The sequence below is a fragment of the Vibrio sp. McD22-P3 genome, assembly GCF_021568915.1.
GTDB classification, from domain to species: domain Bacteria; phylum Pseudomonadota; class Gammaproteobacteria; order Enterobacterales; family Vibrionaceae; genus Vibrio; species Vibrio mediterranei.
In genome coordinates this window covers 29,096-52,731 of sequence record NZ_JAKGTN010000015.1, presented here as the reverse complement: position 1 = coordinate 52,731, position 23,636 = coordinate 29,096, and the positions used below count along the sequence as shown (strand labels likewise).

The following is a 23,636-nucleotide window of genomic DNA, read 5'->3' as shown; positions in this document are numbered from 1 at the left end:
GCGTTATGCAGCCAAAATGTACTTCATGATAAAGATTGCCGACATTACCCATACACTTAGAGAAACGTCACGTCCTTTACCACTCAATGCTTTGATCGCCGCGTAAGCAATGAAACCTAACGAGATACCTTCTGCAATAGAGAATGTAAAAGGCATCAGCAAGCAAGTTACAACAACCGGCGCAGCTTCTGTAATGTCTCTCCAGTCGATACCAACTAGACCAGACATCATAAGAATTGCTACGTAAAACAGAGCACCTGCAGTTGCGTAAGCTGGGATCATACCCGCCAAAGGCGAGAAGAATAAAGCAAGTACAAACAAAATGCCAACAACAACTGCAGTCAGACCTGTACGACCGCCAGCAGCCACACCTGCTGTACTCTCTACATATGAGGTTGTGTTTGACGTACCCAGTAGTGCACCTACTGATGTCGCTGTTGAATCCGCTAGAAGCGCTTTGTTCAAGCGTGGGATTTTGCCATCTTTGCCGATTAAATCTGCTTTTTGAGCAACGCCAACCAGCGTACCGGCAGTGTCAAACAAGTCGACGAATAAGAAAGCAAATACCACTGAAATCATGCCGATCTCAAACACGGCTGAGAAATCTAATTGCATGAAGGTAGGCGCAATGCTTGGTGGAGCAGACATGATACCGCCCCACTGCACGTCACCAAAAATAAGACCAAGACCGGTTACCGCCAAGATAGCGATCATTACTGCACCTTTTACACCGCGGTGTACAAGTGCAATAGTCAGGAAGAAACCAACTGCAGCGAGAGTTGCTGGCAGTGACGTGATATGACCAAGCGAAACCAGTGTTGCTGGGTTATCGACAACAATACCCGCGTTTTTCAGCGCGATAAGTGCCAAGAATAGACCAATACCCGCAGAAATACCGGTTCTAAGCGACATTGGAATGGAGTTAATGATCCACTCACGAATTTTGAAAACACTCAAAAGGATGAACAAGACACCTGAGCAGAATACTGCTGCTAGAGCTACTTGCCATGTGTAACCCATACCTAGCACAACAGCGTAGGTAAAGAACGCATTCAGCCCCATACCAGGAGCCTGTGCGATTGGATAGTTAGCTACGAAGCCCATGATGAAACAGCCAATAGCAGCCGCAAGACAGGTAGCAACGAATACTGCGCCGCGATCCATGCCGGCATCAGCTAGAATTGCTGGGTTAACAAAAATAATGTAAGCCATCGTCAGGAAGGTTGTTAAACCTGCGATGATCTCAGTGCGCACATTGGTGCCATGTTCACTGAGTTTAAACAGCCTTTCGAGCATAATCGAATCCCTAAAATGTAAAAAGTAAACGGTTGCGTAAACGATTGGCGCGAATTATAAGGTTATCAAAACGCAAATTCCACCTAGAATTTTGACTCTAAACCAAATAATTTTAAGTTGATATGAAACCTATTCGGTAACAATAACTAACAATTTGATGTAGTTACTCAATCGCCAATAGAATTCAGTGTAGTCAGGCTATTTACCGTTCGTTCACTATTTGAACGTTTTTTGAGATTGAGACGGTAGTTTGGGGAGATAAAAGACAAAAAAAACGCCACTCAGTTGAGTGGCGGTAGAATAATTTGGTCATCAATTGGGGTATATAACCAACGAAAAATTCTAAATATAGGGGTATAAATCGTTCACTATCTACCAAAGTAGACATTGTACGCGAAGTCTTTTGTGTATACGTTTTGAGTTGTCCAAAACATCGCGCTTGCTAAACCTTTCATAAACATCACCTTCTAACAAAACACCATTGTGCATTAATTGCTTTGAATCTCGGTTCCTTGGAGGCGATAAATCGGGCTCTTTCCGTGAGCAGTATCGTTGAGTCTCTCAACTGTTTAAAAGAATACCATATCGGATTTTTATTACAAGCATAAAAGCGATCCAAGTCACAATAATTTTAATGATGACTAATTTATTACTTAAAACTGTAATTAAATTACAAAAATAACACCATTAAATATGCACCTAAACTCATCCAAGTCTGGTAACTAAGCTTTACCACCGTTTCTACAAGATACTTCAGGTTTGACTACTACCTATTTACAACTAATGATATCCTTTGCTTTATCTTAAATAAGCTAGAAAACCAGACGTTCCCTTCAAAATAAGGGGCATCTGAGGAACAACTATCTAGCAAAGCCCGTCAAAAGGAGAGTTCCGTGTCTGAATTCCATTCTGAAATCAGTAAGTTGTCACCAGCGCCTGTCTGGCAATTTTTCGATAAAATCTGCTCTATCCCTCACCCATCTAAGCATGAAGAAGCTCTTGCAGAGTACATTGTCGGCTGGGCAAAGGAGCAAGGTCTTGAAGTAAAACGTGACAAAGCTGGCAACGTCTTCATTAAGAAGCCTGCTACCGCAGGAATGGAGCATAAGAAAGGTGTTGTGCTTCAAGCGCACATCGATATGGTACCGCAAAAGAACGAAGATACTGATCATGACTTTACTGTTGACCCAATTCGACCTTACATCGATGGCGAATGGGTAACCGCAAAAGGCACAACATTGGGTGCTGATAACGGTATTGGTATGGCAACATGTTTAGCTGTACTTGCTTCTAATGACATCAAACACGGTCCTCTAGAGGTATTGCTGACTATCGACGAAGAGGCTGGTATGACTGGCGCGTTTGGTCTTGAAGCAGGTTGGCTGGAAGGTGACATCCTACTTAACACGGATTCAGAGCAAGAAGGTGAAGTCTACATGGGCTGTGCTGGCGGTATCGACGCAGCAATTACTTTCGAGGTAAATCGTGAAGCAGCTCCTGAAGGTTATGTGGCGCGTCAGCTGACATTAAAAGGTCTTAAAGGCGGACACTCCGGGTGCGATATCCATACTGGTCGCGGCAATGCTAACAAGCTGCTGGCTCGCTTCCTTGCTGGTCATGCTCAAGAGTTAGACGCACGTCTTATTGAGTTCCGTGGCGGTAGCTTACGTAACGCCATCCCACGTGAAGGTTTTGTCACCCTTGCACTGCCAGAAACGAATCTAGCAAAGCTGGACGAATTATACAGCTTCTATACTGAACTGCTGAAATCTGAGCTTGGCGCTATCGAAACCGATATTGTTACCTTTAACGATGCAGCTGACTTAGCTGATGTATTTGCGACAGAATCTCAAACTCGCTTCATTGCAGCACTAAACGCTTGTCCAAATGGCGTGATTCGCATGAGTGATGATATTGAAGGCGTGGTAGAAACCTCGTTAAACGTTGGCGTTATCAGCACTCAAACAAATAAAGTAGAAGTACTTTGTTTGATTCGCTCTTTAATTGATTCTGGGCGTTCACAAGTTGAAGGCATGCTAGCCTCTATCGCAGAGCTAGCTGGCGCTACTATCCAATGCTCAGGCGCATATCCTGGTTGGAAGCCTGATCCAGAATCAGAAATCATGGCTATCTTCCGTGACATGTATGAAGGTATCTATGGTCACAAACCAAACATTATGGTCATTCACGCGGGCTTAGAGTGCGGTCTGTTCAAAGAACCATACCCTAGCATGGATATGGTCTCGTTTGGCCCAACAATCAAGTTCCCTCATTCGCCAGATGAGAAAGTGAAAATCGATACCGTTGAACTGTTCTGGAACCAAATGGTTGCGTTATTAGAAGCCATTCCTGCTAAAGCATAATTCGCTGCTTTAATCGCCATTATCAAGCCGATGTTTAACCATAACATCGGCTTTTTTGTTTCATATCAAATGGCAGTTTTGTTTTTTACGTTGCCTCTGTGTATATTGAGACAAGTTATCATTTACAGAGATCATTGATATGCAAGTTTACGGTTGTTGTGACTTAGTAAGAGAAATCTACGCCCAAATTGGTAGTGGTGACCAAGGTTATATCCCCCAGGCTATTTCTTGTGCAGTACGTGCGTTAAACGACATTGCAGCGGACGAATCCTTACCTTTGGAAACACGTGAAAAGGCAGCTTTTGCCGCCGCCAATTTACTCATTTCCGACTTTGAAGATAAGTAGAGACACATTATGAATCTAGCGAACTTTGAGAGTATGGACCCCATCATGCTGATGAGTATTGTTAATATGAAGCTACGGGACGATTTTGGTGGCGATCTCGACAAACTTGCTAACTTCTTCGATATCAGTAAGTCGGCATTGATTGAGAAACTAGCAGGTGCTGGGTTTGATTTTCTTCCCGAGGCTGGTCAATTTAGATAAGACGTAGACACGACGTTTTCTTCTTGGTAAAAAGCTCTGCAAATGCAGAGCTTTTTACTTATCTCATACTGTTTGTCTTAGCCAAACGATGCCCAAATAACCGTAATCACTAAGATCGGGCAGACAAATTTCACGTAGAAAGGCCATACCTTGCCAAACCAGCCAAGCTGAAAGTCTGGACAGCCTTGTTCAAGCTCTTTTATCTTACCAGCTCGGCTCCAGACCCAACCACCAAATAAGCAGAACAACAGGGCAGCGACTGGTTGTAAATATTGTGTCGCTACCATAGCAACCAGGCCAAATAGCTCTGCAAAATTAAATACAATATAGACACTAAATAGAGCGATTAATGCGCCCAGTACCCAACTGGTTTTCTTACGACCAGTCTTGAAGCGTTCATCCACTAACGCTACCGGACATTCAAGCATCGAAATAGAAGACGTTAGCGCTGCAATAGTAAGCAACAAGAAGAAAACAACAGAAAACACTAAACCCAATAAACCAAGAGATTCAAACATCAATGGCAGCACGGTAAAAACAAGCGTGTCAGAGCTCAATAATGAACCGTCTTCAGCATAGATTTGTACCCCTTTCTGCATAGCAACAAACATCGCTGGCATCACCACCAAACCAGCGATAAATGCCACCGCTGTATCTACTAACGTGACGTTCATCGCCATCTTCGGCAGGTTCTCTTTTTTTGAAAGGTAAGAGCCATAAATCAGCATTGAACAGCCACCTATCGTTAATGAGAAAAAGCCCTGCCCCATGGCAGCAAGAATTAATTTCCTGTCCCAAACTTTTTCGAAATCAGGGATTAGGTAATGCTTGAGCCCTTCCATCGCTCCTTGTTGCATCATGATATAAACGAATAACAACGCAAATAGAATGAAGAGTGAAGGCATTAATCGGGTTGACCATTTCTCGATCCCCTGTTTAACACCACCTTGAACGATAAGAACAGTGAGAAGGTAGAAGACAATGGTACCGAACACGTTGCGTTCGACACTAAAACCCTTGAACCAATCGGCAAGACTCGTTAAGCCTGCAATATCTGCTAACGCACCAAACAAGAAGCAAATCAGCCAGCCACCAACAATGGAATAAAATGCTAGTACTGCGCATGGCACAGAAAGGCCAATCCAGCCAACAAGGCCGCCCGCTCGTTTACCTAGAGCATTAGTGGTTAGTGACTTCATACTATCCACTGGGTTAGCTTGACCATGACGACCAATCGCCATTTCCACAACCAACATAGGAAAGGCGACCACCAAAATCATCACCAAATAAACCAACAAAAATGCCCCACCGCCATTACTTGCTGCTTGAGTTGGGAACCCCCAGATGTTGCCGAGACCAACGGCTGCACCAGCTGCAGCCAGTATAAAGCCAAGTCGAGAACCAAAATGCTCCCTTGGAGCGGAAGAAGAGTTAGAAATGTCCACTGCGAATATCATGCCGTACTAGTTTGCTGGTACAGTATGATAAAAATGCGACGAGAGCAATATTACTTAGTTAAATAATCTAATATAAGCTTCAGCATTGATAGTAAGTTTTTCGTTACAGTAAAACAAAAGCAACTTAATTTACAATCGCCAAAAAATTCAACACTAAAACCTAACATTCTAACACAAAAAACTCCGCTATTACTTTTTAAGCACTAGCGGAGCTCATAGATAACTAACAGTAATAACAAAGTTAAATAGTAAAGACTTGATAATCCTTTAACTCTGGGATTTTCTTTTGAAGATCTTGCTCTTGTTCAGCAACATCATTGAGAGAATCGCAGTAATCCTCTGCTTGTTGCTTCAACGATTCAGACTGTACCTTCATGGTTTCTGACATACGAGTTTTGAGCTCGTCCATCTGCTTCGATAATTCAGTCAAATTCAAGCCTCCCTCTTCACTCATTTTCTCTTGAAGAGCAGTAAACGCGCTACTAAAGAATTCTTTATTAAAGACTTCTTTCGCTTTAGCGACATCTTGTTCCCAATTGTCCATAAAGGAGCTAAAGGCTTCAGATTGGAGAACAAACTCGCCATTGTTTTCATATCGAGATTCCACATCGGCAAAAAACTCGGCAACGGCTTGTTTTACGTTTTGGAACGCTTCTGAGTTGTCAAAACTCTCTGCAACATCGTCGATAAGTTCATTGGTAAGTTCGAGCCCGTTTTCCGCAAGCTCCTTTGCTTTAGGCACGTACTTATTCATGTTTTCACGATAACTTTTAAGCGCATCTTTTTGCAACTGAGTCAGCTCTATCGCTTTCCCATTGATGAATAAATTATTGTCTTCATCAATAAGTACTTTAGAAGCGGGGGTCTTTACAATTTCTACCTGCTCGCCATCAAGGTGAACTTCATTCTTGATATCGACACCACACTGACCCACAGCCAAAGCATGACCCGAGGCTAGTAAGGTGCTTAATAATAGACTACGACTGAACACTCTATTGTGTATCTTCATAAATTACCCTATAGCATACGCTTAATATAAGTGAATAATAGCATAATGCGTCAGTTTCTCTCCAATACTAACCACAACCTCATCATCAATAGACTTACCAATTAGGGCCTTACCTAAAGGCGAGTGTGGTGTGACTACCTTGATTGTCGCCTCTTCAATGGTCAGGCCGCCAGCACATGGAAGTACGAAAAATCGCGACACCACTTCGTCTTCATCTTCTATCTCTACCACGGCGGTAAGTCTAACATTGTCTAATGACGAGAATGGATTCAATACCATTTTTCGAAGTAATGCGATATCGCTTTTTACTTGCTCCAACCTCACGGCTTGCCCGTGAGCAAGATATGACGCTTCTAAAGCCAAGGTATCATATTTATGCTCTGGCACTGTTTCTTCATTGGTAGCGGCGTCAACCGTTTTCTCCATCGCAGAAGTTAACGTCACAACGTTCTGCTCCAGTTGAGCGATCACGTCGTCTAGCAGCACTTGCTTGTCCATTGAGCTCCTTACTACAATTACTAGTTAACAATGTAACAGTTAATCTTCAAACATCGTTAGTTGGCGAGCTTGCTCTAAGGGCTCCAACATAACGCTTAATCCTAACAAACGAATCTCGCGGCCTTGTTGACGCTCTAGCACCTCTCGCAGCAAGTCTTTAAAATATGCTAAATCCAATCTATTGTGGACATGCTCGATGGTCGTTAGTTTAAAGTCAGCAAACTTCACTTTGATGCCTTGCTTGATAACATTACGTTTAGGCTGAGATTTATTAAGTCGCATATCCAGTTCTGGATACAACTTCTCTTCTATTACTTGCCAACATTGTTCAAAGGAGGAAATATTAGTACTAAACGTCCTTTCGACACCAATAGACTTACGCTCTCGCTCAACGACCACTTCCCGCTCATCAATTCCGTGACTCTTTTTCCACAGAGAAGCACCAAGGCGGCCAAACCGTACGATCAGCTCTCGGTAATCACTATTACGAACGTCTAAACAAGTAAAAAGACCTGCTTTATTAAGTTTCTCAAGACTGACTTTTCCCACTCCGGGTATCTTACCAAGTTCGAGATCATCAACAACCTGTTGTACTTTATCGGGTGGAATCACAAACTGACCATTTGGCTTGTTCATGTCTGAAGCGATTTTAGCGAGAAACTTTAATGGTGCGACGCCTGCTGAAGCCGTGAGTTGCAATTCATCCCAGATGTCTTTGCGAATCGCTTCCGCAATAAGAGTTGCAGAGTTTTGACAGTGTGGAGAGTCGGTAACGTCTAAATAAGCCTCGTCCAGAGACAGTGGCTCAATCAACGAAGTATATCGAGAGAATATCTCTCGAATCTTAATTGAGGTCTCTTTATAGATCTGCATACGTCCAGGGACTAACAACAAATTGGGGCAAAGCTTGAGCGCTTGTGCAGTTGGCATGGCTGAACGAACCCCAAACTTTCGGGCTTCATAATTGCACGTGCTTATTACGCCTCTCTGACGCTCACTGCCACCGACCGCGAGTGCCTTACCACGATAGTGAGGATTATCACGCATTTCCACTGCGGCGTAGAAGCAATCCATATCGACATGGATGAATTTTCGTATTTTGTCAGACACCGCCACTCACAACTGTTTATTTATACAGTTCAATTATACGACGAGTTTCCAGGTAATCAAAACAAAAAGACCAGAGCATTACTCTGGTCTTTCATCAAGTATTAAGGTTGACGCAATTATCAAAACCGCAGCAAACCTGATTGTACGTTTACGCAATACGATCCTTTTCCCATGCTGCTAGCTTCTCAGCACGCGCTTGCTCACGTGCTTCACGCTTCTTACGTGCATCACATGGTTCTGGGCAGTTACAAACTTTATCAATACCTACAGCACCTAATCCACCGCAGCTACCTTTTACCACTTTCTTCTGGATAATATAGCCAATCGACATGGCAGCAATAACCGCTAAGAAAACACCAAACGTAATTAAAAATGTATTCATGTGATTGACCTATTACTTGTTCAGATAAGGTTTAAACGCTTCTGATGCAAATTCTTCAAAACCGTCTTCTGTTTTAACTATGATAAAGGCTGGGATATTGTTTTGCTCAGCTATCTCTAGTGCTTTCTCTTCACCCAAAACCATCAGTCCTGTCGCAAGTCCATCCGCTGTCATGGATGACTTATCCAAAATCGTCACCGACACTACTTTATTATGAATTGGCTTACCTGTCGAAGGATCAATGATGTGAGAGTAGCGTACTCCATCCTTCTCAAAGTAGTTGCGATAATCACCTGACGTGGCAATTGCCATATCTCCAGGTTCAATAATCTCTTGTACATTGCGTTCGTCTACGGTTGGTTTTTCAATGGCAATACGCCACTTCACACCTTCACGATTAATGCCTTTTAGACGCATTTCACCGCCGACTTCAACCATGTAATCTTGAACGCCAATACTTTCTAGGTAATCTGCAACTACATCGACACCCCAACCTTTTGCGATAGTAGACAGATCGACATAAAGGCTACGAAGATCTTTTCTTAACGTTGTATCTGTTGCAGACAAATGTTTGATGCCTGTTTGCGCTTTACGAGCAGCAAGTTCTTCATCACTAGGGACTACTTCTGGACGAGCTTCTGGTCCAAAGCCCCACAAATTAACCAATGGACCCACCGTCACGTCTAGCGCGCCCTGCGTCAGTTCATTCAAACGAATGGCTTCATTAACTACGATGGCTGTTTGTCGGGAAACCGGAAATGGTTCCGTACCATAGTAACGATTGAAGCGACTCAGTTCTGAGTCTTGACGATACGTCGACATCTGGTCGTTTACTTCTTCAAGTAATCGATTTATTTCAGCTTGAATGACTTCCGGTTTAGGGGAGGTATCAGTCACAATGTACTTAACATTGTAGATTGTACCCATCGTTGGTCCACTCAAATGAACCTGTTCACGCTGGTTGCCGCAGCCCGATAAAATTACTGTCGCAAACAATGCAACCAAAATTAGCTTAAGATGTTTAGCTAGATGAAACATACCTTTACTCACCTACTTTCAAAAGTATTTACGTTTGCCCCAAAAGATTAAGGCTTAGACAAACGTAAATAGTTTCAAAAACTTAGAAACAGGAATTGTGTTGTCCTGAAAATACAAATGGCTGACTCACATGAGCCAGCCATGTCGATACTTCAATGAAGATTAACCACCGAAGTCATCTAGAAGAATGTTTTCATCTTCTACACCAAGATCTTTCAGCATGCCGATAACAGCCGCGTTCATCATTGGTGGACCACACATGTAGTATTCACAATCTTCTGGTGCTTCGTGATCTTTGAGGTAGTTCTCATAGATTACGTTGTGGATGAAGCCTGTGTAACCATCCCAGTTATCTTCTGGCATTGGGTCAGATAGAGCAACGTGCCACTGGAAGTTATCGTTCTCAGCCTGTAGACCGTCGAAATCTTCTACATAGAACATTTCGCGTACAGAACGAGCACCATACCAGAAAGACATCTTACGCTTAGACTTCAGACGCTTAAGTTGGTCAAAGATGTGCGAGCGCATTGGAGCCATACCAGCACCACCACCGATGAATACCATTTCGTTGTCTGTTTCTTTCGCGAAGAACTCACCAAACGGTCCAGAAATCGTACACTTATCACCTTCTTTAAGTGACCAGATGAACGAAGACATGATACCCGGTGGTACATCAGGATTATTAGGCGGCGGCGTAGCGATACGCACGTTTAGCATAATAATACCTTCTTCTTCAGGGTAGTTAGCCATTGAGTATGCACGGATGCATTCCTCATTAACCACTGACTCGTAGCGGAACAGGTTAAACTTGTCCCAGTCTTCACGATACTCTTCAGGTACGTCGAAGTCAGAGTACTTAACATGGTGAGCAGGTGCTTCGATCTGGATGTAACCACCAGCACGGAAAGGTACTGATTCGCCATCTGGAATCTGAAGCTTAAGCTCTTTGATGAAGGTCGCTTTGTTATCGTTAGAGATAACACTACATTCCCACTTCTTAACACCGAAGATTTCTTCTGGAAGTTCGATGTCCATGTCCGTCTTCATGTTAACCTGACATGCTAGACGCTCACCTTCACGTGCTTCACCTTTAGTAATATGGTCAAGCTCAGTAGGTAGAATATCGCCACCACCAGTTTTCACTTTCACGCGGCACTGACCACAAGAGCCACCACCACCACAAGCAGAAGATACGAATACGCCAGCACCAGCTAGAGCACCCAGAAGCTTACCGCCTGGTTGAGTTACGATTGCCTTCTCAGGATCGCCGTTTACAGAGATCGTGATGTCGCCTGTTGGTACTAGCTTAGATTTAGCGAACAAAATCACTAAAACTAGGGCTAGAACAATCAGCGTAAACATCACTACACCAAGAATAATGTCCATTGACTATTCCTTATACCTTACAGTTGAACACCAGAGAAAGACATGAAGCCTAGTGCCATCAGACCTACTGTGATGAACGTGATACCAAGACCACGAAGACCAGGAGGTACATCAGAGTACTTCATCTTCTCACGGATACCCGCTAGCGCAACGATAGCTAGCATCCAACCCACACCAGAACCGAAGCCGTATACGACTGATTCAGCAAAATTGTAATCACGCTGTACCATGAATGATACGCCACCAAAAATCGCACAGTTAACCGTGATTAGCGGTAGGAAGATACCTAGTGCGTTATACAAAGGTGGGAAGAAGCGGTCCAGTACCATCTCTAGGATTTGTACTAGTGCTGCGATTACACCGATAAAGGTAATAAAGTTCAAGAAGCTAAGGTCAACACCTGCAACCAGCGCATTTTCTCTTAGTACTAGGTTATATAGTAGGTTGTTCACTGGTACCGCAACGGTAAGAACAACGATAACTGCAACACCTAGACCAAATGATGTCTTAACTTTCTTAGATACCGCAAGGAATGTACACATACCTAAGAAGAAAGAAAGCGCTAAGTTTTCAATGAAAATCGACTTAACTAGTAAGCTAATATAATGTTCCATGACTACCTTACTCCTTCGCTTCTACTTGTTCTGGCTTAAAGATACGAATTGCCCAAATCATAAAGCCGATTAGGAAGAACGCTGAAGGTGCTAGAAGCATCATACCGTTTGGCTGATACCAACCACCGTTACTTACTAGTGGTAGAACTTCCAAACCAAACAGCTTACCAGAACCAAGAAGTTCACGGAAAAACGCAACTGTTAACAATACGAAACCGTAACCTAGGCCGTTACCAATACCATCGATGAATGACGGTAGTGGCTCAGATTTCATTGCAAATGCCTCTGCACGACCCATTACGATACAGTTAGTAATGATCAAGCTTACGAAAACTGAAAGCTGTTTTGAAATATCATAAAGATACGCTTTCAAAACTTGGTCAACCACGATTACCAATGATGCGATAATCGCCATTTGTACGATGATACGCACACTGTTTGGCATGTGGTTACGAATAAGAGAAACGAATAAGTTAGACAGAGCAGTTACAAAAATAACCGCGATCGTCATAACAAATGCTGTCTCTAGTTTGGTGGTCACTGCCAATGCAGAACAAACACCAAGAACCTGTAACGCAATCGGGTTGTTATCCAACACCGGTGCGAGCAAGCTCTTCTTCATTTCTTTAGCATCAGACATTAGTTTAGACCTCCGTCACGAACGTTTGCTAGGAATGGACCAAAGCCCATATTGCCCAACCAGAAGTCGAAAGTACCTTGAACGCCGTTAGCTGTCAGTGTTGCACCAGATAGGCCATCAACACCGTGCTCAGAACCTTCAGGAGCACCACCTTTCACGATCTTAATCGCTGGCTTGAAGTTATCATCATAAAGCTTCTTGCCAACAAACTGAGCGCGCCAAGTTGGGTTTTCAACTTCACCGCCTAATCCTGGGGTTTCACCTTGTTCATAGTAAGTAATACCGTTAACAGTATTACCATCAGTTTGAACTGCTACGAACGCATACATCATAGACCATAGACCATTACCGTGAACTGGGAGAATTACGCTTGTCACTTTGTCGTCTTGCTTAACTAAGTAAACAGTACCGATGTTTGCACGACGTAGGATCTTAGCTTTGTCTTCATCAGCAGTTAGACGAATAGACTCAGCTGGGTCTTTAGCTGCACGACGCTGATCGTAAGTTTCTGCGTCACCTTCAACAAATTTACCAGTGTTGAAATCAACCAAACGAGGTTCGATGTACTCATGGTAAAGGTCTGCAACAGAACCTTCAGCTTTGATGCCAGCTACTTCAACAATCTTTGACTGTTTATCTAGCTTAGCGTTAGCAACTTGTTTGTCTTTTAGAAAAACGGCTGCGGTCGATACAACGATTGAGCACACTAAGCTCAACGCGATAACAACAAACAGCGTCTTTTTAATGCTATCGTTATTACTTGCCATAGCGTGCTTCTCTCCGTTTAACGTTCTTCTCGATCACAAAGTGGTCGAATAGCGGTGCGAACAAGTTAGCAAATAGAATTGCTAGCATCATACCTTCTGGGTATGCAGGGTTCACAACACGGATCATGACACACATAGCGCCAATCAAAATACCGTAAGCCCACTTACCTTTATTAGTGAACGAAGCCGATACTGGATCCGTTGCCATAAAGAACATACCGAATGCGAAGCCACCTAGCACTAGGTGCCAATGCCAAGGCATTGCAAACATTGCATTAGTATCTGAGCCAACAACGTTGAATAGCGTCGCCACAGCAACCATACCAACCATAACACCTGCGATAATGCGCCATGAAGCAATGCCCATGTAAACAATCATCGCTGCACCGATCATAAGTGCAAGTGTCGATACTTCACCAATTGAACCAGGGATGTTACCAATGAACGCGTCCATCCAAGTGATCGTTTGACCAGTTATGTTGTTGATAAGTGCGCCTTCGCCGCCTTGTGCCCATTGGCTTAGAGCCGTCGCGCCAGAGAAGCCATCTGCTGCAACCCATACCACGTCACCCGAGATTTGTGCTGGGTACGCAAAGAATAGGAAAGCACGACCAGCTAGAGCTGGGTTAAGGAAGTTACGGCCTGTACCACCAAAGATCTCTTTTGCTACAACAACACCGAAGGTAATACCTAGGGCTGCTTGCCAAAGAGGAAGAGTTGGTGGAACAATCAGTGCGAACAGAATAGAAGTTACAAAGAAACCTTCGTTAACTTCGTGCTTGCGCACCATACAGAACAAGACTTCCCAGAAACCACCAACAATGAATACTGTCGCGTAGATTGGTAGGAAGTAAGTTGCACCAAGTAGCATCTTACTGCCCCAACCCGCATCAGTCCCTAGCGTTCCGCCAAGACCTTGAGTTAGCCAGTAGTGCCAGTTGCCATCGATAACGCCCGCAAGCTCAGCGCCAGCGTAAAGATGGTTAAGTGCCATAATTGCTTGGTTACCCGCATTGTACATACCCCAGAACATTGCTGGGAATACTGCGAACCAAACCATGATCATGATGCGTTTTAGGTCAACGCTATCACGGACATGCGAGCTGCGCTTCGTGACCAGACCTGGCGTGTAGAATAGCGTTGCCGCTGCTTCGTACAGTGCAAACCACTTTTCATGTTTGCCGCCTGGTTCGAAATGATGCTCGATATCCTCGATGAATTTCTTAAGCATGGATTACCCTTCCTTCTCAATATTGTCTAGGCACTCACGGAGGAGTTGACCATATTCGTACTTACCTGGACAAACAAAGGTGCATAGCGCCAAATCTTCTTCATCTAGTTCAAGAGCACCAAGACGCTGAGCGCTGTCCTGATCACCTGCACATAGATCACGAAGTAATAACGTTGGCTCCATATCTAGAGGCATTACTTTCTCGTAGTTGCCGATTGGAACCATTGCACGATCACTACCGTTAGTCGTAGTTGTCATGTTGAACAACTGACCTTTGAATAGGTGACCTAGGAATGAACGAGTAATTGAGAACTTGTTCTTACCTGGTGTCGCCCAACCAAACAGTTCTTTATCACGACCTTCGCGCAATACAGACACTTGTTGATGGTAACGACCTAGATAAGCGTGTGGACCAGAAGCTTGAGTACCAGACAGTACTGAACCAGAAATGATTCGTACTTCACCAGGCATCAGCTCGTTGTTAGTGACATCATCTAGGCTTGCACCTAGTTGAGTTCTAACTAAACGAGGGTTATTAACTACTGGACCAGCAAGTGAAATCACACGATCTGTATAGATTTCGCCAGTGGTGAAGAGCTTACCGAATGCAATCACATCTTGATAATTAATGCTCCAAGCAACGTTATTCACGCTAACTGGATATAGGAAATGCATGTGAGTGCCAACAAGACCAGCTGGGTGTGGACCATTGAAAACATGCTCTTCGACATTGGATTGATTTGAGCGAGGTAGACTCGTTCCTTTTTTGCAGACGTAAACTTTGCCTTCTGTCAATTTAGACAGAATATCAAGACCTGCAACGAACGCTTCTTTTTGCTCATTGATAACCAATTCAGGCTCAGCCGCAAGTGGATTAGTATCCATTGCAGTTACGAAAATCGCTTGAGTCGTTGAATCGATCGCCGGTACCTTGCTAAACGGACGAGTACGCAACGCAGTCCACATACCTGATTCAACCAGTTGAGTTTTGATCACTTCGCGATCAAGACCTGCTAGTTGGTCAGCTGTGTAGCTATCGAAAGTAACTTGCTCGTCACCTGCCACTTCAATCACAACAGATTGTAGGACACGCTTCGCGCCACGGTTAACTTCAATAACCTTACCGCTTGCTGGAGAAGTGAACTTAACACCAGGGTTCTTTTTATCTTCAAAAAGAACCTGACCTTTTTTCACTTCATCACCCACGCGAGCATGCATTGTTGGACGCATACCCACGTACTCTTCGCCAAGCAAGGCGACTTTAGTGATGGACTTACCATCATTAATCACCTGGGATGGAGTTCCTGCGATAGGAAGATCCAAGCCCTTCTTTATTGTAATCATACGCACTTGCACTACTTTTATCGGGAAAAAGATTCTTTAAAATTGCGTAACATATAGACACGACATTGAGTGTCTAACCTTGGTTTTATTAGCACCAAGGCAGCAACATCACTTTAACAACCTCGTCATAGAATCACTGCGAGATTTTTCTGGTGCGGTAGTTTAGCATCATTTGCAAAGGGGATGCCATGATGAATCCCTGCAAAGGGGTCATTATTTCGAAACTTTTGCTATCTCTAGGGTTGCGAATATGTATAACTTTGACCAATCGCACAAAGTCTTATTAACCCTTTTGAAAATAAGCAATTGCCCCATTCATATCCTGAAACATTCTTCACTAACAAAAACACATAACATTATATGTTGACACGCTGTTAATGATTTACCACCAAAGTGGTAGTAAATCCATCAAACACTTACGCAAAAATAACTAAGGTTTATCGTTGACGTGTGTGATTGTTACTGAAGCGCTATGACCTGCACCAAAACTAGAAAGAGTATAGAGCTATTTACCGCCGCCTGCGCAATTAGGACTGTTTGGGGCTAGTTGATTCTCTTTTGTCCACTCTTCTGGTGTATAAGTATGGATTGCTAAGGCATGAACAGGGCCTGCCAATTCATCTGCTAAGACCGTGTTTATTTTTCGGTGCCTTGCAATAAGACGCTCACCATTAAAGCAATCGCTGACAACAATTACTTTAAAATGACTCTCTGACCCTGGAGGGACATTATGCATATTGCTTTCGTTACGAACGTCTAAGAATGTGGGGTTGAAAGTCTGATGGAGCTTTTGCTCGATGGTTTGTTGAATCATCTTACTTCCTTGGGCTGTAACTATTTATTTTTATTTAGACGGTAAAGTATATACTTTACTTAATCAAGAATCTTCCCTTAAATCATATTCGCCTTGGCGAAAGTTCCGAGATTTTGTCAAAATACAACCATTGTCACCAAATCACAGCATTATGAAGACTGAATTAAACCTATTTGAGCGCTCATATTCACTATTTCGTTTCCCTAAACTCAACAATGAACAACTTCAAGCTTGGGATGCTGGAGACGAATACCTGATTCAAAATTTTGAAGAGCTAAAACTGCCTACTGGCTCTAACATTCTGATTCTTAACGACAGTTTTGGTGCCCTAAGTTGCTGGGCTTCAGAACAGCATAAGGTGACTACAATCAGTGATTCTTTTATCTCTCATCAGGGCATTAAGCATAATTTAGCGCTTAACCATTGCAAACCCATCGATCTTCGAGCCTCAACCGATGAATGGCCGCAACAGGTAGATATCGTGTTGATGCAGATTCCCCGTAACAATCGTTACTTGACATGGCAACTCAACCAAATCGCCTTAAAGTACAGAGATAACTGCTCGCTCATTGCCGTGAACAAAGCAAAAGAGATCCATAGTTCTACTCTCAAGATTTTTGAAAAATATGCGGGACACACCACAACTTCACTCGCTTGGAAAAAGCATCGTTTGGTGTTTTCAGATCTGAATAGCGTGCATCAAGAGAGTATTGACCCTTATACAACTTGGCCAGTATCAGAGCATAAATTGGTACTTTCTAACTTACCAAATGTATACTCCGGGGAAAGTCTTGATTTGGGTGCGCGGTTTATCCTAGAACATCTTAAGAGCAACACCAAATATCAAGATATCGTGGATTTGGGGTGCGGTAATGGCGTATTAACACTGAAGCTAAAGCAACTCAATCCTCAAGCAAATATCACAGCTATCGACGAAAGCTTTATGGCCGTGAAGTCAGCTCATCACAACCTAACTTTAAACAACCTCGCTCTCGATGGTTGTGAGTTTGTGGCTAATAATTGTTTAGACGGTTTCCAGGCAAATAGTCAAGATTTGGTAGTTTGCAATCCACCTTTCCATCAACAACAAGCGGTGACCGATCACATTGCGTGGCAAATGTTCTGTGATGCTAAGCAAGTTCTTCGAGATACAGGGGAGTTAATGGTTATCGGCAATCGTCATCTAGGCTACGATAAAAAACTAGCGCGACTCTTTGGCAAACACAATGTAAAACTTGTCGCATCTAACGCCAAATTTGTTATTTTACAGGCAACTAAGTAAAGTTTGAGTCATTGTTGCTGCTGATAGTCATATAGCTTAACAAGAATCGGATAATATTCATCATGAAGTCCAAACGGACTTCATAACTTTACTCGTCATTTTGAAGAGTGTGAAAAGGAATAATCAATGAGAAAGCTCGTTCTGGCTGCTTCAGTCGTTTTACTTGCTGCATGTGCAAGTCCTCAAAAAGAACAGATTAATTTTGCGCCTACCGCGGCAACCAGCGCTGCCAAGATCGTTGAAGGTAAGGCGATGTCCATCTCTAGCCAAGATGTCCGTACTGCGCAATACGTAGCTTTACTGGATAACGGTCGAGCGAACATCACCCCAGTGCATGCTAGACAGAATGTTCGCATTGGTATCGAGAACGCCCTAGTCAACCAATTCTCTTCAGAGGGTTATCAGGTTACCGTAAACAGCAAAAACACACTAAAAGTTGAGATCCAAGAAGCATTAGTCTCAGTCAAGCACACTGTGATGGAGAATGATATGAACGCAACGGTCATTCTCGAGCTAACAGCAGAGAATGAGCAGGGTAAATTGGTGAAAACCTACACTGGTACCGCAAAGCGCTCTGGGTTAATGAGTGCTTCTAACGAAGAGATCGAAACCGTACTTAACGACACCGTAAACCTTGTTTTAAAAGAAATTTCTAACGATACTGAGCTACAAGATTACATGAAGGAACGTTTCTAATGATTAAAACACTTGTCGCTTCCCTAGCACTGATCGCTACGAGCGTTTTTGCGGGACCAAAAGTAGAAGTCGAAACAAATTTGGGTTCATTCATCGTAGAACTAAACCAAGAGAAGGCACCTATTACGGTAGAAAACTTCTTAACCTATGTTGAAGATGGCAGTTACGTGAACAGTCAATTTCACCGCGTAATTCCGGGATTTATGGCACAAGGTGGTGGTTTTGACAGCAAGTTTAACCGCTTACCTGTTAACGCCCCAATCAAAAATGAAGCCTCAAACGGACTGGATAATGACGCAGCAACCGTTGCAATGGCCAGAACTCAAGATCCAAACTCAGCAACACGTCAGTTCTTCATTAACTTCGTTGATAATGATTTCTTGAATTACAGCGTGACAAATCCAGGTTACGCAGTATTTGGCCAAGTTATTGAAGGCTTTGACGTCGTCCAGAAAATGGCACAGAAACCCACACGCAGTGTTCGTGGAATGCGAGATGTTCCTTTAGAGCCTATCGTCATTACAAAAATACAACGTATTACTGAATAATACGCAAAAATGAGAGAGGATTTCCTCTCTCATTTTCCTATCAGCTCACCCCCTAGCAAGGAGCGTACTTGTGGAACATAAAATGACGTGGTTAGACACGGTCAAAAGCTATTGGGACAAACGACTGCTTTGGGTCTTTATGTTGGGGTGCTCAAGTGGCTTTCCATGGGTTCTAATTGGCTCAAATATGTCCGGATGGCTTAAAGATGCAGGTTTAACTCGTGCTGCCATCGGATATTTTGGTTCTGTTTTTGCTGTCTATGCAATCAACTTTTTGTGGGCTCCATTAGTCGACAGGGTAAAGTTACCTGTCTTGCACTCAGCCCTCGGTCAACGTCGTAGTTGGATATTCTTGTGTCAGAGCTTCATTCTGGTTGCTACCTTATTCATTGCAGGTGTTAACCCCGCCAATGACTTGATGTTTACGTCAATGCTCGCTTTGTGTATCGCTATTTCATCGGCAACGCAAGATATTGCTATCGATGCATTTCGTATCGACACCTTCCCAAAATCTGAGTCGAATAAGCTACCACAAGCATCAGCTATGGCTGTGATTGGTTGGTGGACAGGCTACTCGTTACCTGGCTACCTCGCGTTTATCAATGCTGACTCAATGGGATGGAATGGCGTCTATTATGGCATGGCCGGAATCGTTGCTATTTTGATGCTATTTACCCTTCTCGTAGGAGAACCAAAAACCGCACGGGATAAACTGCAAGCTGAAGCCGAGAAGCGCCATGAGAAAGTGGTTGGCAACCCAGTAATTAGCTGGCTATCAGTTACTGTTATTGAGCCTTTTCTCGACTTCTTCCGCCGTAATGGTGTTCAAGTCGCGATTACCCTACTGTTGTTTGTTTTCTTGTTTAAAATCGGCGAGGCCTTCTTAGGTAGAATGTCAATTCCGTTCTACAAAGAGATCGGTTTTAGTAACGAGCAAATCGGCTACTATTCCAAACTCATTGGCTGGGGCGCAACCATCTTATTTACACTATTAGGCAGCATGTTCAATGTGCGTTTTGGTATTGTAAAAGGGTTGATGATTGGTGGTATCGCGATGAGTGCCAGTAACTTGATGTTTGCATGGATCGCGAAGGTTGGTCCGAGTGAGCACCTGTTCTTAGCAACCATTCTAGTGGACAACTTTACCACCGCCTTCTCCACTGTCGCTTTCGTTTCGTTCCTTACCGTACTGACAGGTCAGGCTTTCTCGGCTACACAATACGCCTTGTTGGCTTCTTTGGGTAACTTCGGTAGAACTACCCTGGCTTCATTTAGTGGGGAATTGGTTGATGCGCTAAATGACTGGGCTCTCTTCTTTGTCATTACGTCGTTAATGGTCATTCCAAGTCTTATTATGCTCTATTCATTAAGGCACTATTTTACCGATCTCTTGGATAAAGCACGTAAAAGAGACCAAGAAGAAAATAAAGACGATAAGATCGTTGAATAGATACATCGTTGAAATAAAAAGAGCCTCAAGAATAAATTGAGGCTCTTTTCTATGCGTCTCTGTAGGACCTTGAGGCTTAAGGATACATTCCCTTCCCAAACATATTAAATACTCTTGCTACGCCCTGGGTGAAAATCATTGGCTCGGTTAGGATCGATAGGCACAAGCAATCTTGACCTTCAACGGTCTGAGGCGCATGCTTGGTTTCACCGTCTTCACGAATGAAATCTCCAACATGATATTCGCCGTTTTCGTCTTTAAAACTACCGTGTAACACAAGAGTCGATTCGAACCCTTTATGGGTGTGCTGAGGCACCTGAACGCCTTGATTTATGTAGAGGAGACTTACTCTACATTCCTCGTCCACATCGATTGTTGACGTAAACACCTTGCCGCCGTAGCTACGCCATTCACTCATCCTCTCTACGAGAGGAGCTATCGTCGCCGGAACAATAAATTCTTTGCCATCTACTTGCACCTTGCCGGGTTTTCTTACCTTGGGCTTCGAATAGTCGGCATCAAGGGTCATTATGTCGTCGAGCATATTAGAAAAAACCAGCTCCAGATCTTTTGAAGACTTTTCATCCTTTGAACTTAAGGACATCATCGCTTCGCCAGCTTCAGCTTCAAATCTCATCACTTTAGCGCGACATTCTGAGCAAGACTCAATATGTGAGGCGATTGCTGCACCGTGCGCAGAATCTATCTCACCCGTCGCATATAGCTTTAATAATTCTGAATTAGGGTGGTGACTCATATCAATTTGCCTCCATTGAATGTCGAAGTTTCTCCACTGCTAACCTCAACCTCGATTTAACGGTTCCCAGCGGAATATTGAACATCTCAGCCACTTGTTGGTGCGGTAACTCTTCCAAATAGACTGCTTGCACTACTTCCCTCTGAGCCTTTGGCAACTCATCCAAAAACTTAATTATTTGCTCTTTCAAACGATCAGTTTCCGGAGAATAGTGTTCTACAAAGTCAGGTGGACAATAATCTGTAGGCCAAATATCATCGGCGTGGACGTGAAGCTCTTTACCTTTTTGCTTGCGGAGCATGTCGAAGCATAAGTTACGAGCAATCGTATAAATCCAAGTCGACAACGAACTTTTCGAGCCGTCAAATAAGTGAGCTTTTTGCCATACTGTCGCCATGGTTTCTTGGACCATTTCTATGGCCACTTGCTCATTACCCATGTGCTTAAAGGTGAATTGCTTCAACCTAGGAGTGAAATAGTTAAACAGGTTAGCGAAGGCACTTTTGTCCCTTTGCTTGACCCGTTCCATACATTCTGCCCATTCTTGCTTACTAAGGGCTTGGGGACTGTCTAATGTCATGCCTTATATCCCTAGAGTTCCAGATGATCCGTCTTTCTACCTAAATATTTACGACAAATTTACAACAATGATCACTACGATTGCACAAATATTTAGTGTCGAGTTGCATTATCAACGTCGTCGCTGCGAAACGCTTCTCCCAAAAATGACAAAGTAGCTGAGCAATCCTGCTGTGTTACAAGATGTTCAAAATGATGACATTCGAGTGGCAATACTTCCAGCCACCTCTGACTAACCCAAGTCGCATCATCGAAAAAGCGGTGAAGGTACAGATCACCAATTTGAGGAAACTTTTCGTAGACGTGTTGGAGCCTCTCACCAAGAAATTGGTCTTCATCACTTAAATCGGTTGGAGGCCAACTTTCTATCCAACTGACCTGAGCTTGACGCAAACCGTCTTCTTCAGATTCAACATGGTGAATCTGAAACTTGCGTATCCCAGAAACGGTAACGCCAAGCATTCCATCTTCAAGGCTCTCGAAATCTACAATGCTGACGTAGGTGCCTACAGATGAAACGTTACTAGGGATAGCTCCCGCAGAAGCGCTGATCAAACAGACTCCAAACCCTGTTTCGTTTTTAAGACACTCCGTTACCATGCGCTTATAGCGAGGTTCAAAGATCCTGAGCCTCATTTTTCCCTCGGGTAGCACCACGGAGCGCAATGGAAACAACTTTATCTGCGTCATCATAGTTCCTTTTAGTTTTATATACCCTTTGTACGCTAACTCGCTAAATACGATCAGAACCAACATATGTTAACAACTATCGAGATTTTGTTATCACACAGATCGACAATATTGATTAAATTGTAGGCTATTTATAAAAGTTCCCATTCACCGTTAGTATTTGTGATATCACTCACAAACTTTAGTAAACGTTTGCGATGTTGCACATTTACTTTGAGATATAAATCGCTATCATGCCCACCCATCGGATGAGTTCGCATGGATTCGCGGCTAATTTCAGTACAACTTAAAGAGTAGTTAACACTATGCGTAAATCACTTTTAGCTCTTGGCGTTGTTGCAGCGGTAGCTTCTGTACCAGCTTCAGCAGAATATCTATACGGTTTTGGTGGCGTTTATCTTGATCATCAGAGCTGGGATCATGGTTTTAGCCCTGTAAATGATAATGTCGGCGACCAACGCAACCAATTCGTATTAGGTCTAGAAGGTGGCGCTGGGTTCACTTGGGGTGAGTTGTACGGTTTCTACGATCGTGAAAGTGTTGAAAAGAGTTCATCTGAGCAAAAGAACTCATTCAAAGGTACTGCGCACGTATACCTAGGTGATTCTGGTGTTTCTCTATACGGTCAGGTTTATCACCACGATAACCCACAGCAAAGTGAGACCAATCGTGTACTAGGTCTTGGTTATACAGCACTGCAAGGTGATAACTGGTTCTTCAAACCATGGATTGGTGTGCACGACATCACGTCATGGGAAAACTTTGGTTCAGATCCATCAGATGAATTCCGTAACAACGGCCGCAATGGTTATATGGCAGGTTGGACAGCGCGTTATGGCTTCGATGCATTTGGCCAAAACTTCTCCTTCGTTAACTGGAACGAAATTGAGTTTGATCGCAACGATGCTTATGCTCAAAACTCTGGCGGAAAAACTGGTTTGAATGGTGCGCTACTATTCAACTGGCATGCAACTGAACATCTAACAGCTACGCTCCAATATCGTTACTTCCAAAACAAGCTTGGCGTATATAACTCTTCAGGCAAAACTCAACACTACGGTGATGCACTTATTTACCGTATTCAATACAACTTCTAATTTAAAGAAGTTAGATAAAATGGCGCTGCGGCGCCATTTTT

At 43.4% G+C, this 23,636-nt stretch carries 25 protein-coding genes; 8 read left to right on the top strand and 17 right to left on the bottom strand.

Translation table 11 applies throughout. The features are described 5' to 3' along the window. Positions 1-3 precede the first annotated feature (3 nt). A complete protein-coding gene (locus L2W36_RS17745) occupies positions 4-1,296 on the bottom strand; it encodes an NCS2 family permease (RefSeq protein ID WP_031494607.1) in 1,293 nt (430 codons plus the stop codon). Between the two features lie 893 nt (positions 1,297-2,189). Here L2W36_RS17745 and L2W36_RS17740 point away from each other — a divergent pair. The 3 genes from L2W36_RS17740 to L2W36_RS17730 all read left to right on the top strand — a co-directional run bounded on the left by L2W36_RS17740 (position 2,190) and on the right by L2W36_RS17730 (position 4,206). Continuing rightward, positions 2,190-3,659 carry an aminoacyl-histidine dipeptidase gene (locus tag L2W36_RS17740; protein WP_236110853.1) on the top strand — a complete coding sequence of 490 codons (1,470 nt, stop codon included), beginning with the start codon at positions 2,190-2,192 and terminating at the stop codon, positions 3,657-3,659. Between the two features lie 139 nt (positions 3,660-3,798). Beyond that, positions 3,799-4,005, top strand: a complete 207-nt coding sequence (locus L2W36_RS17735; protein WP_006075713.1) for a YaeP family protein — start codon at positions 3,799-3,801, stop codon at positions 4,003-4,005. A gap of 9 nt (positions 4,006-4,014) precedes the next feature. Beyond that, positions 4,015-4,206, top strand: coding sequence for a DUF4250 domain-containing protein (locus tag L2W36_RS17730; RefSeq protein WP_038229260.1), 192 nt, complete (start codon positions 4,015-4,017; stop codon positions 4,204-4,206). Positions 4,207-4,283: 77 nt separating this feature from the next. Here the strand turns inward: L2W36_RS17730 and L2W36_RS17725 are convergent, their stop codons facing one another. The 13 genes from L2W36_RS17725 to bolA all read right to left on the bottom strand — a co-directional run bounded on the left by L2W36_RS17725 (position 4,284) and on the right by bolA (position 16,496). Further along, the gene (locus tag L2W36_RS17725; protein WP_172427882.1) at positions 4,284-5,645 is read right to left on the bottom strand and encodes a sodium-dependent transporter; all 1,362 of its coding nucleotides are present in this window, start codon (positions 5,643-5,645) and stop codon (positions 4,284-4,286) included. A gap of 259 nt (positions 5,646-5,904) precedes the next feature. Next, complete coding sequence (locus tag L2W36_RS17720; protein ID WP_236110851.1) at positions 5,905-6,672, bottom strand: DUF2884 family protein; 768 nt, start codon at positions 6,670-6,672, stop codon at positions 5,905-5,907. Positions 6,673-6,693: 21 nt separating this feature from the next. Continuing rightward, positions 6,694-7,170, bottom strand: a complete 477-nt coding sequence (locus tag L2W36_RS17715) for a GreA/GreB family elongation factor (protein ID WP_038229253.1) — start codon at positions 7,168-7,170, stop codon at positions 6,694-6,696. A 39-nt stretch (positions 7,171-7,209) separates the two neighbouring features. Next, positions 7,210-8,280 (bottom strand): DNA polymerase IV, encoded by a 1,071-nt coding sequence (gene dinB, locus L2W36_RS17710; RefSeq protein WP_236110850.1) that lies wholly within the window; start codon positions 8,278-8,280, stop codon positions 7,210-7,212. Between the two features lie 148 nt (positions 8,281-8,428). Beyond that, positions 8,429-8,662: a (Na+)-NQR maturation NqrM gene (gene nqrM, locus L2W36_RS17705; RefSeq protein WP_006075179.1), complete on the bottom strand. Its 234-nt coding sequence runs from the start codon at positions 8,660-8,662 to the stop codon at positions 8,429-8,431. A gap of 12 nt (positions 8,663-8,674) precedes the next feature. After that, positions 8,675-9,700 (bottom strand): FAD:protein FMN transferase, encoded by a 1,026-nt coding sequence (locus L2W36_RS17700; protein ID WP_062458102.1) that lies wholly within the window; start codon positions 9,698-9,700, stop codon positions 8,675-8,677. Between the two features lie 162 nt (positions 9,701-9,862). Further along, positions 9,863-11,086 carry an NADH:ubiquinone reductase (Na(+)-transporting) subunit F gene (nqrF, locus tag L2W36_RS17695; RefSeq protein WP_006075181.1) on the bottom strand — a complete coding sequence of 408 codons (1,224 nt, stop codon included), beginning with the start codon at positions 11,084-11,086 and terminating at the stop codon, positions 9,863-9,865. Between the two features lie 17 nt (positions 11,087-11,103). After that, a complete protein-coding gene (gene nqrE, locus L2W36_RS17690; protein WP_038229250.1) occupies positions 11,104-11,700 on the bottom strand; it encodes an NADH:ubiquinone reductase (Na(+)-transporting) subunit E in 597 nt (198 codons plus the stop codon). A 7-nt stretch (positions 11,701-11,707) separates the two neighbouring features. After that, a complete protein-coding gene (locus tag L2W36_RS17685) occupies positions 11,708-12,340 on the bottom strand; it encodes an NADH:ubiquinone reductase (Na(+)-transporting) subunit D (RefSeq protein WP_038229248.1) in 633 nt (210 codons plus the stop codon). After that, a complete protein-coding gene (locus tag L2W36_RS17680; RefSeq protein ID WP_038229246.1) occupies positions 12,340-13,107 on the bottom strand; it encodes a Na(+)-translocating NADH-quinone reductase subunit C in 768 nt (255 codons plus the stop codon). The genes L2W36_RS17685 and L2W36_RS17680 overlap by 1 nt, the downstream gene beginning before the upstream one ends. Continuing rightward, positions 13,097-14,338, bottom strand: a complete 1,242-nt coding sequence (locus tag L2W36_RS17675) for an NADH:ubiquinone reductase (Na(+)-transporting) subunit B (RefSeq protein ID WP_006075186.1) — start codon at positions 14,336-14,338, stop codon at positions 13,097-13,099. The genes L2W36_RS17680 and L2W36_RS17675 overlap by 11 nt, the downstream gene beginning before the upstream one ends. A 3-nt stretch (positions 14,339-14,341) precedes the next feature. Beyond that, the gene (locus L2W36_RS17670; RefSeq protein ID WP_006075187.1) at positions 14,342-15,682 is read right to left on the bottom strand and encodes a Na(+)-translocating NADH-quinone reductase subunit A; all 1,341 of its coding nucleotides are present in this window, start codon (positions 15,680-15,682) and stop codon (positions 14,342-14,344) included. Between the two features lie 505 nt (positions 15,683-16,187). After that, on the bottom strand, positions 16,188-16,496 hold the full coding sequence (gene bolA / locus L2W36_RS17665) for a transcriptional regulator BolA (protein WP_006075188.1): 309 nt from the start codon (positions 16,494-16,496) through the stop codon (positions 16,188-16,190). A 151-nt stretch (positions 16,497-16,647) separates the two neighbouring features. Between bolA and L2W36_RS17660 the strand changes: the two genes are divergently transcribed. From L2W36_RS17660 to L2W36_RS17645, 4 genes are all read left to right on the top strand, one after another. Next, positions 16,648-17,778, top strand: coding sequence for a methyltransferase (locus L2W36_RS17660; RefSeq protein ID WP_236110845.1), 1,131 nt, complete (start codon positions 16,648-16,650; stop codon positions 17,776-17,778). A 126-nt stretch (positions 17,779-17,904) separates the two neighbouring features. Next, the gene (locus L2W36_RS17655) at positions 17,905-18,474 is read left to right on the top strand and encodes a YajG family lipoprotein (protein WP_006075190.1); all 570 of its coding nucleotides are present in this window, start codon (positions 17,905-17,907) and stop codon (positions 18,472-18,474) included. Continuing rightward, a complete protein-coding gene (locus tag L2W36_RS17650; protein WP_236110844.1) occupies positions 18,474-19,022 on the top strand; it encodes a peptidylprolyl isomerase in 549 nt (182 codons plus the stop codon). Before L2W36_RS17655 ends, L2W36_RS17650 begins: the two co-directional genes overlap by 1 nt. Positions 19,023-19,104: 82 nt before the next feature. Next, a complete protein-coding gene (locus tag L2W36_RS17645; RefSeq protein ID WP_236110933.1) occupies positions 19,105-20,472 on the top strand; it encodes an AmpG family muropeptide MFS transporter in 1,368 nt (455 codons plus the stop codon). Between the two features lie 76 nt (positions 20,473-20,548). On the opposite strand, the gene L2W36_RS17640 is transcribed toward L2W36_RS17645, so the two are convergent. The 3 genes from L2W36_RS17640 to L2W36_RS17630 form a co-directional block, all read right to left on the bottom strand. Continuing rightward, positions 20,549-21,229, bottom strand: coding sequence for a ChrR family anti-sigma-E factor (locus L2W36_RS17640; RefSeq protein ID WP_236110842.1), 681 nt, complete (start codon positions 21,227-21,229; stop codon positions 20,549-20,551). Position 21,230: 1 nt separating this feature from the next. Further along, entirely contained in the window at positions 21,231-21,809 is a 579-nt protein-coding gene (locus L2W36_RS17635; RefSeq protein ID WP_006075194.1) for an RNA polymerase sigma factor, read from the bottom strand. Positions 21,810-21,901: 92 nt separating this feature from the next. Beyond that, entirely contained in the window at positions 21,902-22,498 is a 597-nt protein-coding gene (locus tag L2W36_RS17630) for an LON peptidase substrate-binding domain-containing protein (RefSeq protein WP_006075195.1), read from the bottom strand. Between the two features lie 305 nt (positions 22,499-22,803). Between L2W36_RS17630 and L2W36_RS17625 the strand changes: the two genes are divergently transcribed. Further along, positions 22,804-23,595 carry an outer membrane protein OmpK gene (locus tag L2W36_RS17625; protein ID WP_236110832.1) on the top strand — a complete coding sequence of 264 codons (792 nt, stop codon included), beginning with the start codon at positions 22,804-22,806 and terminating at the stop codon, positions 23,593-23,595. Positions 23,596-23,636 lie beyond the last annotated feature (41 nt).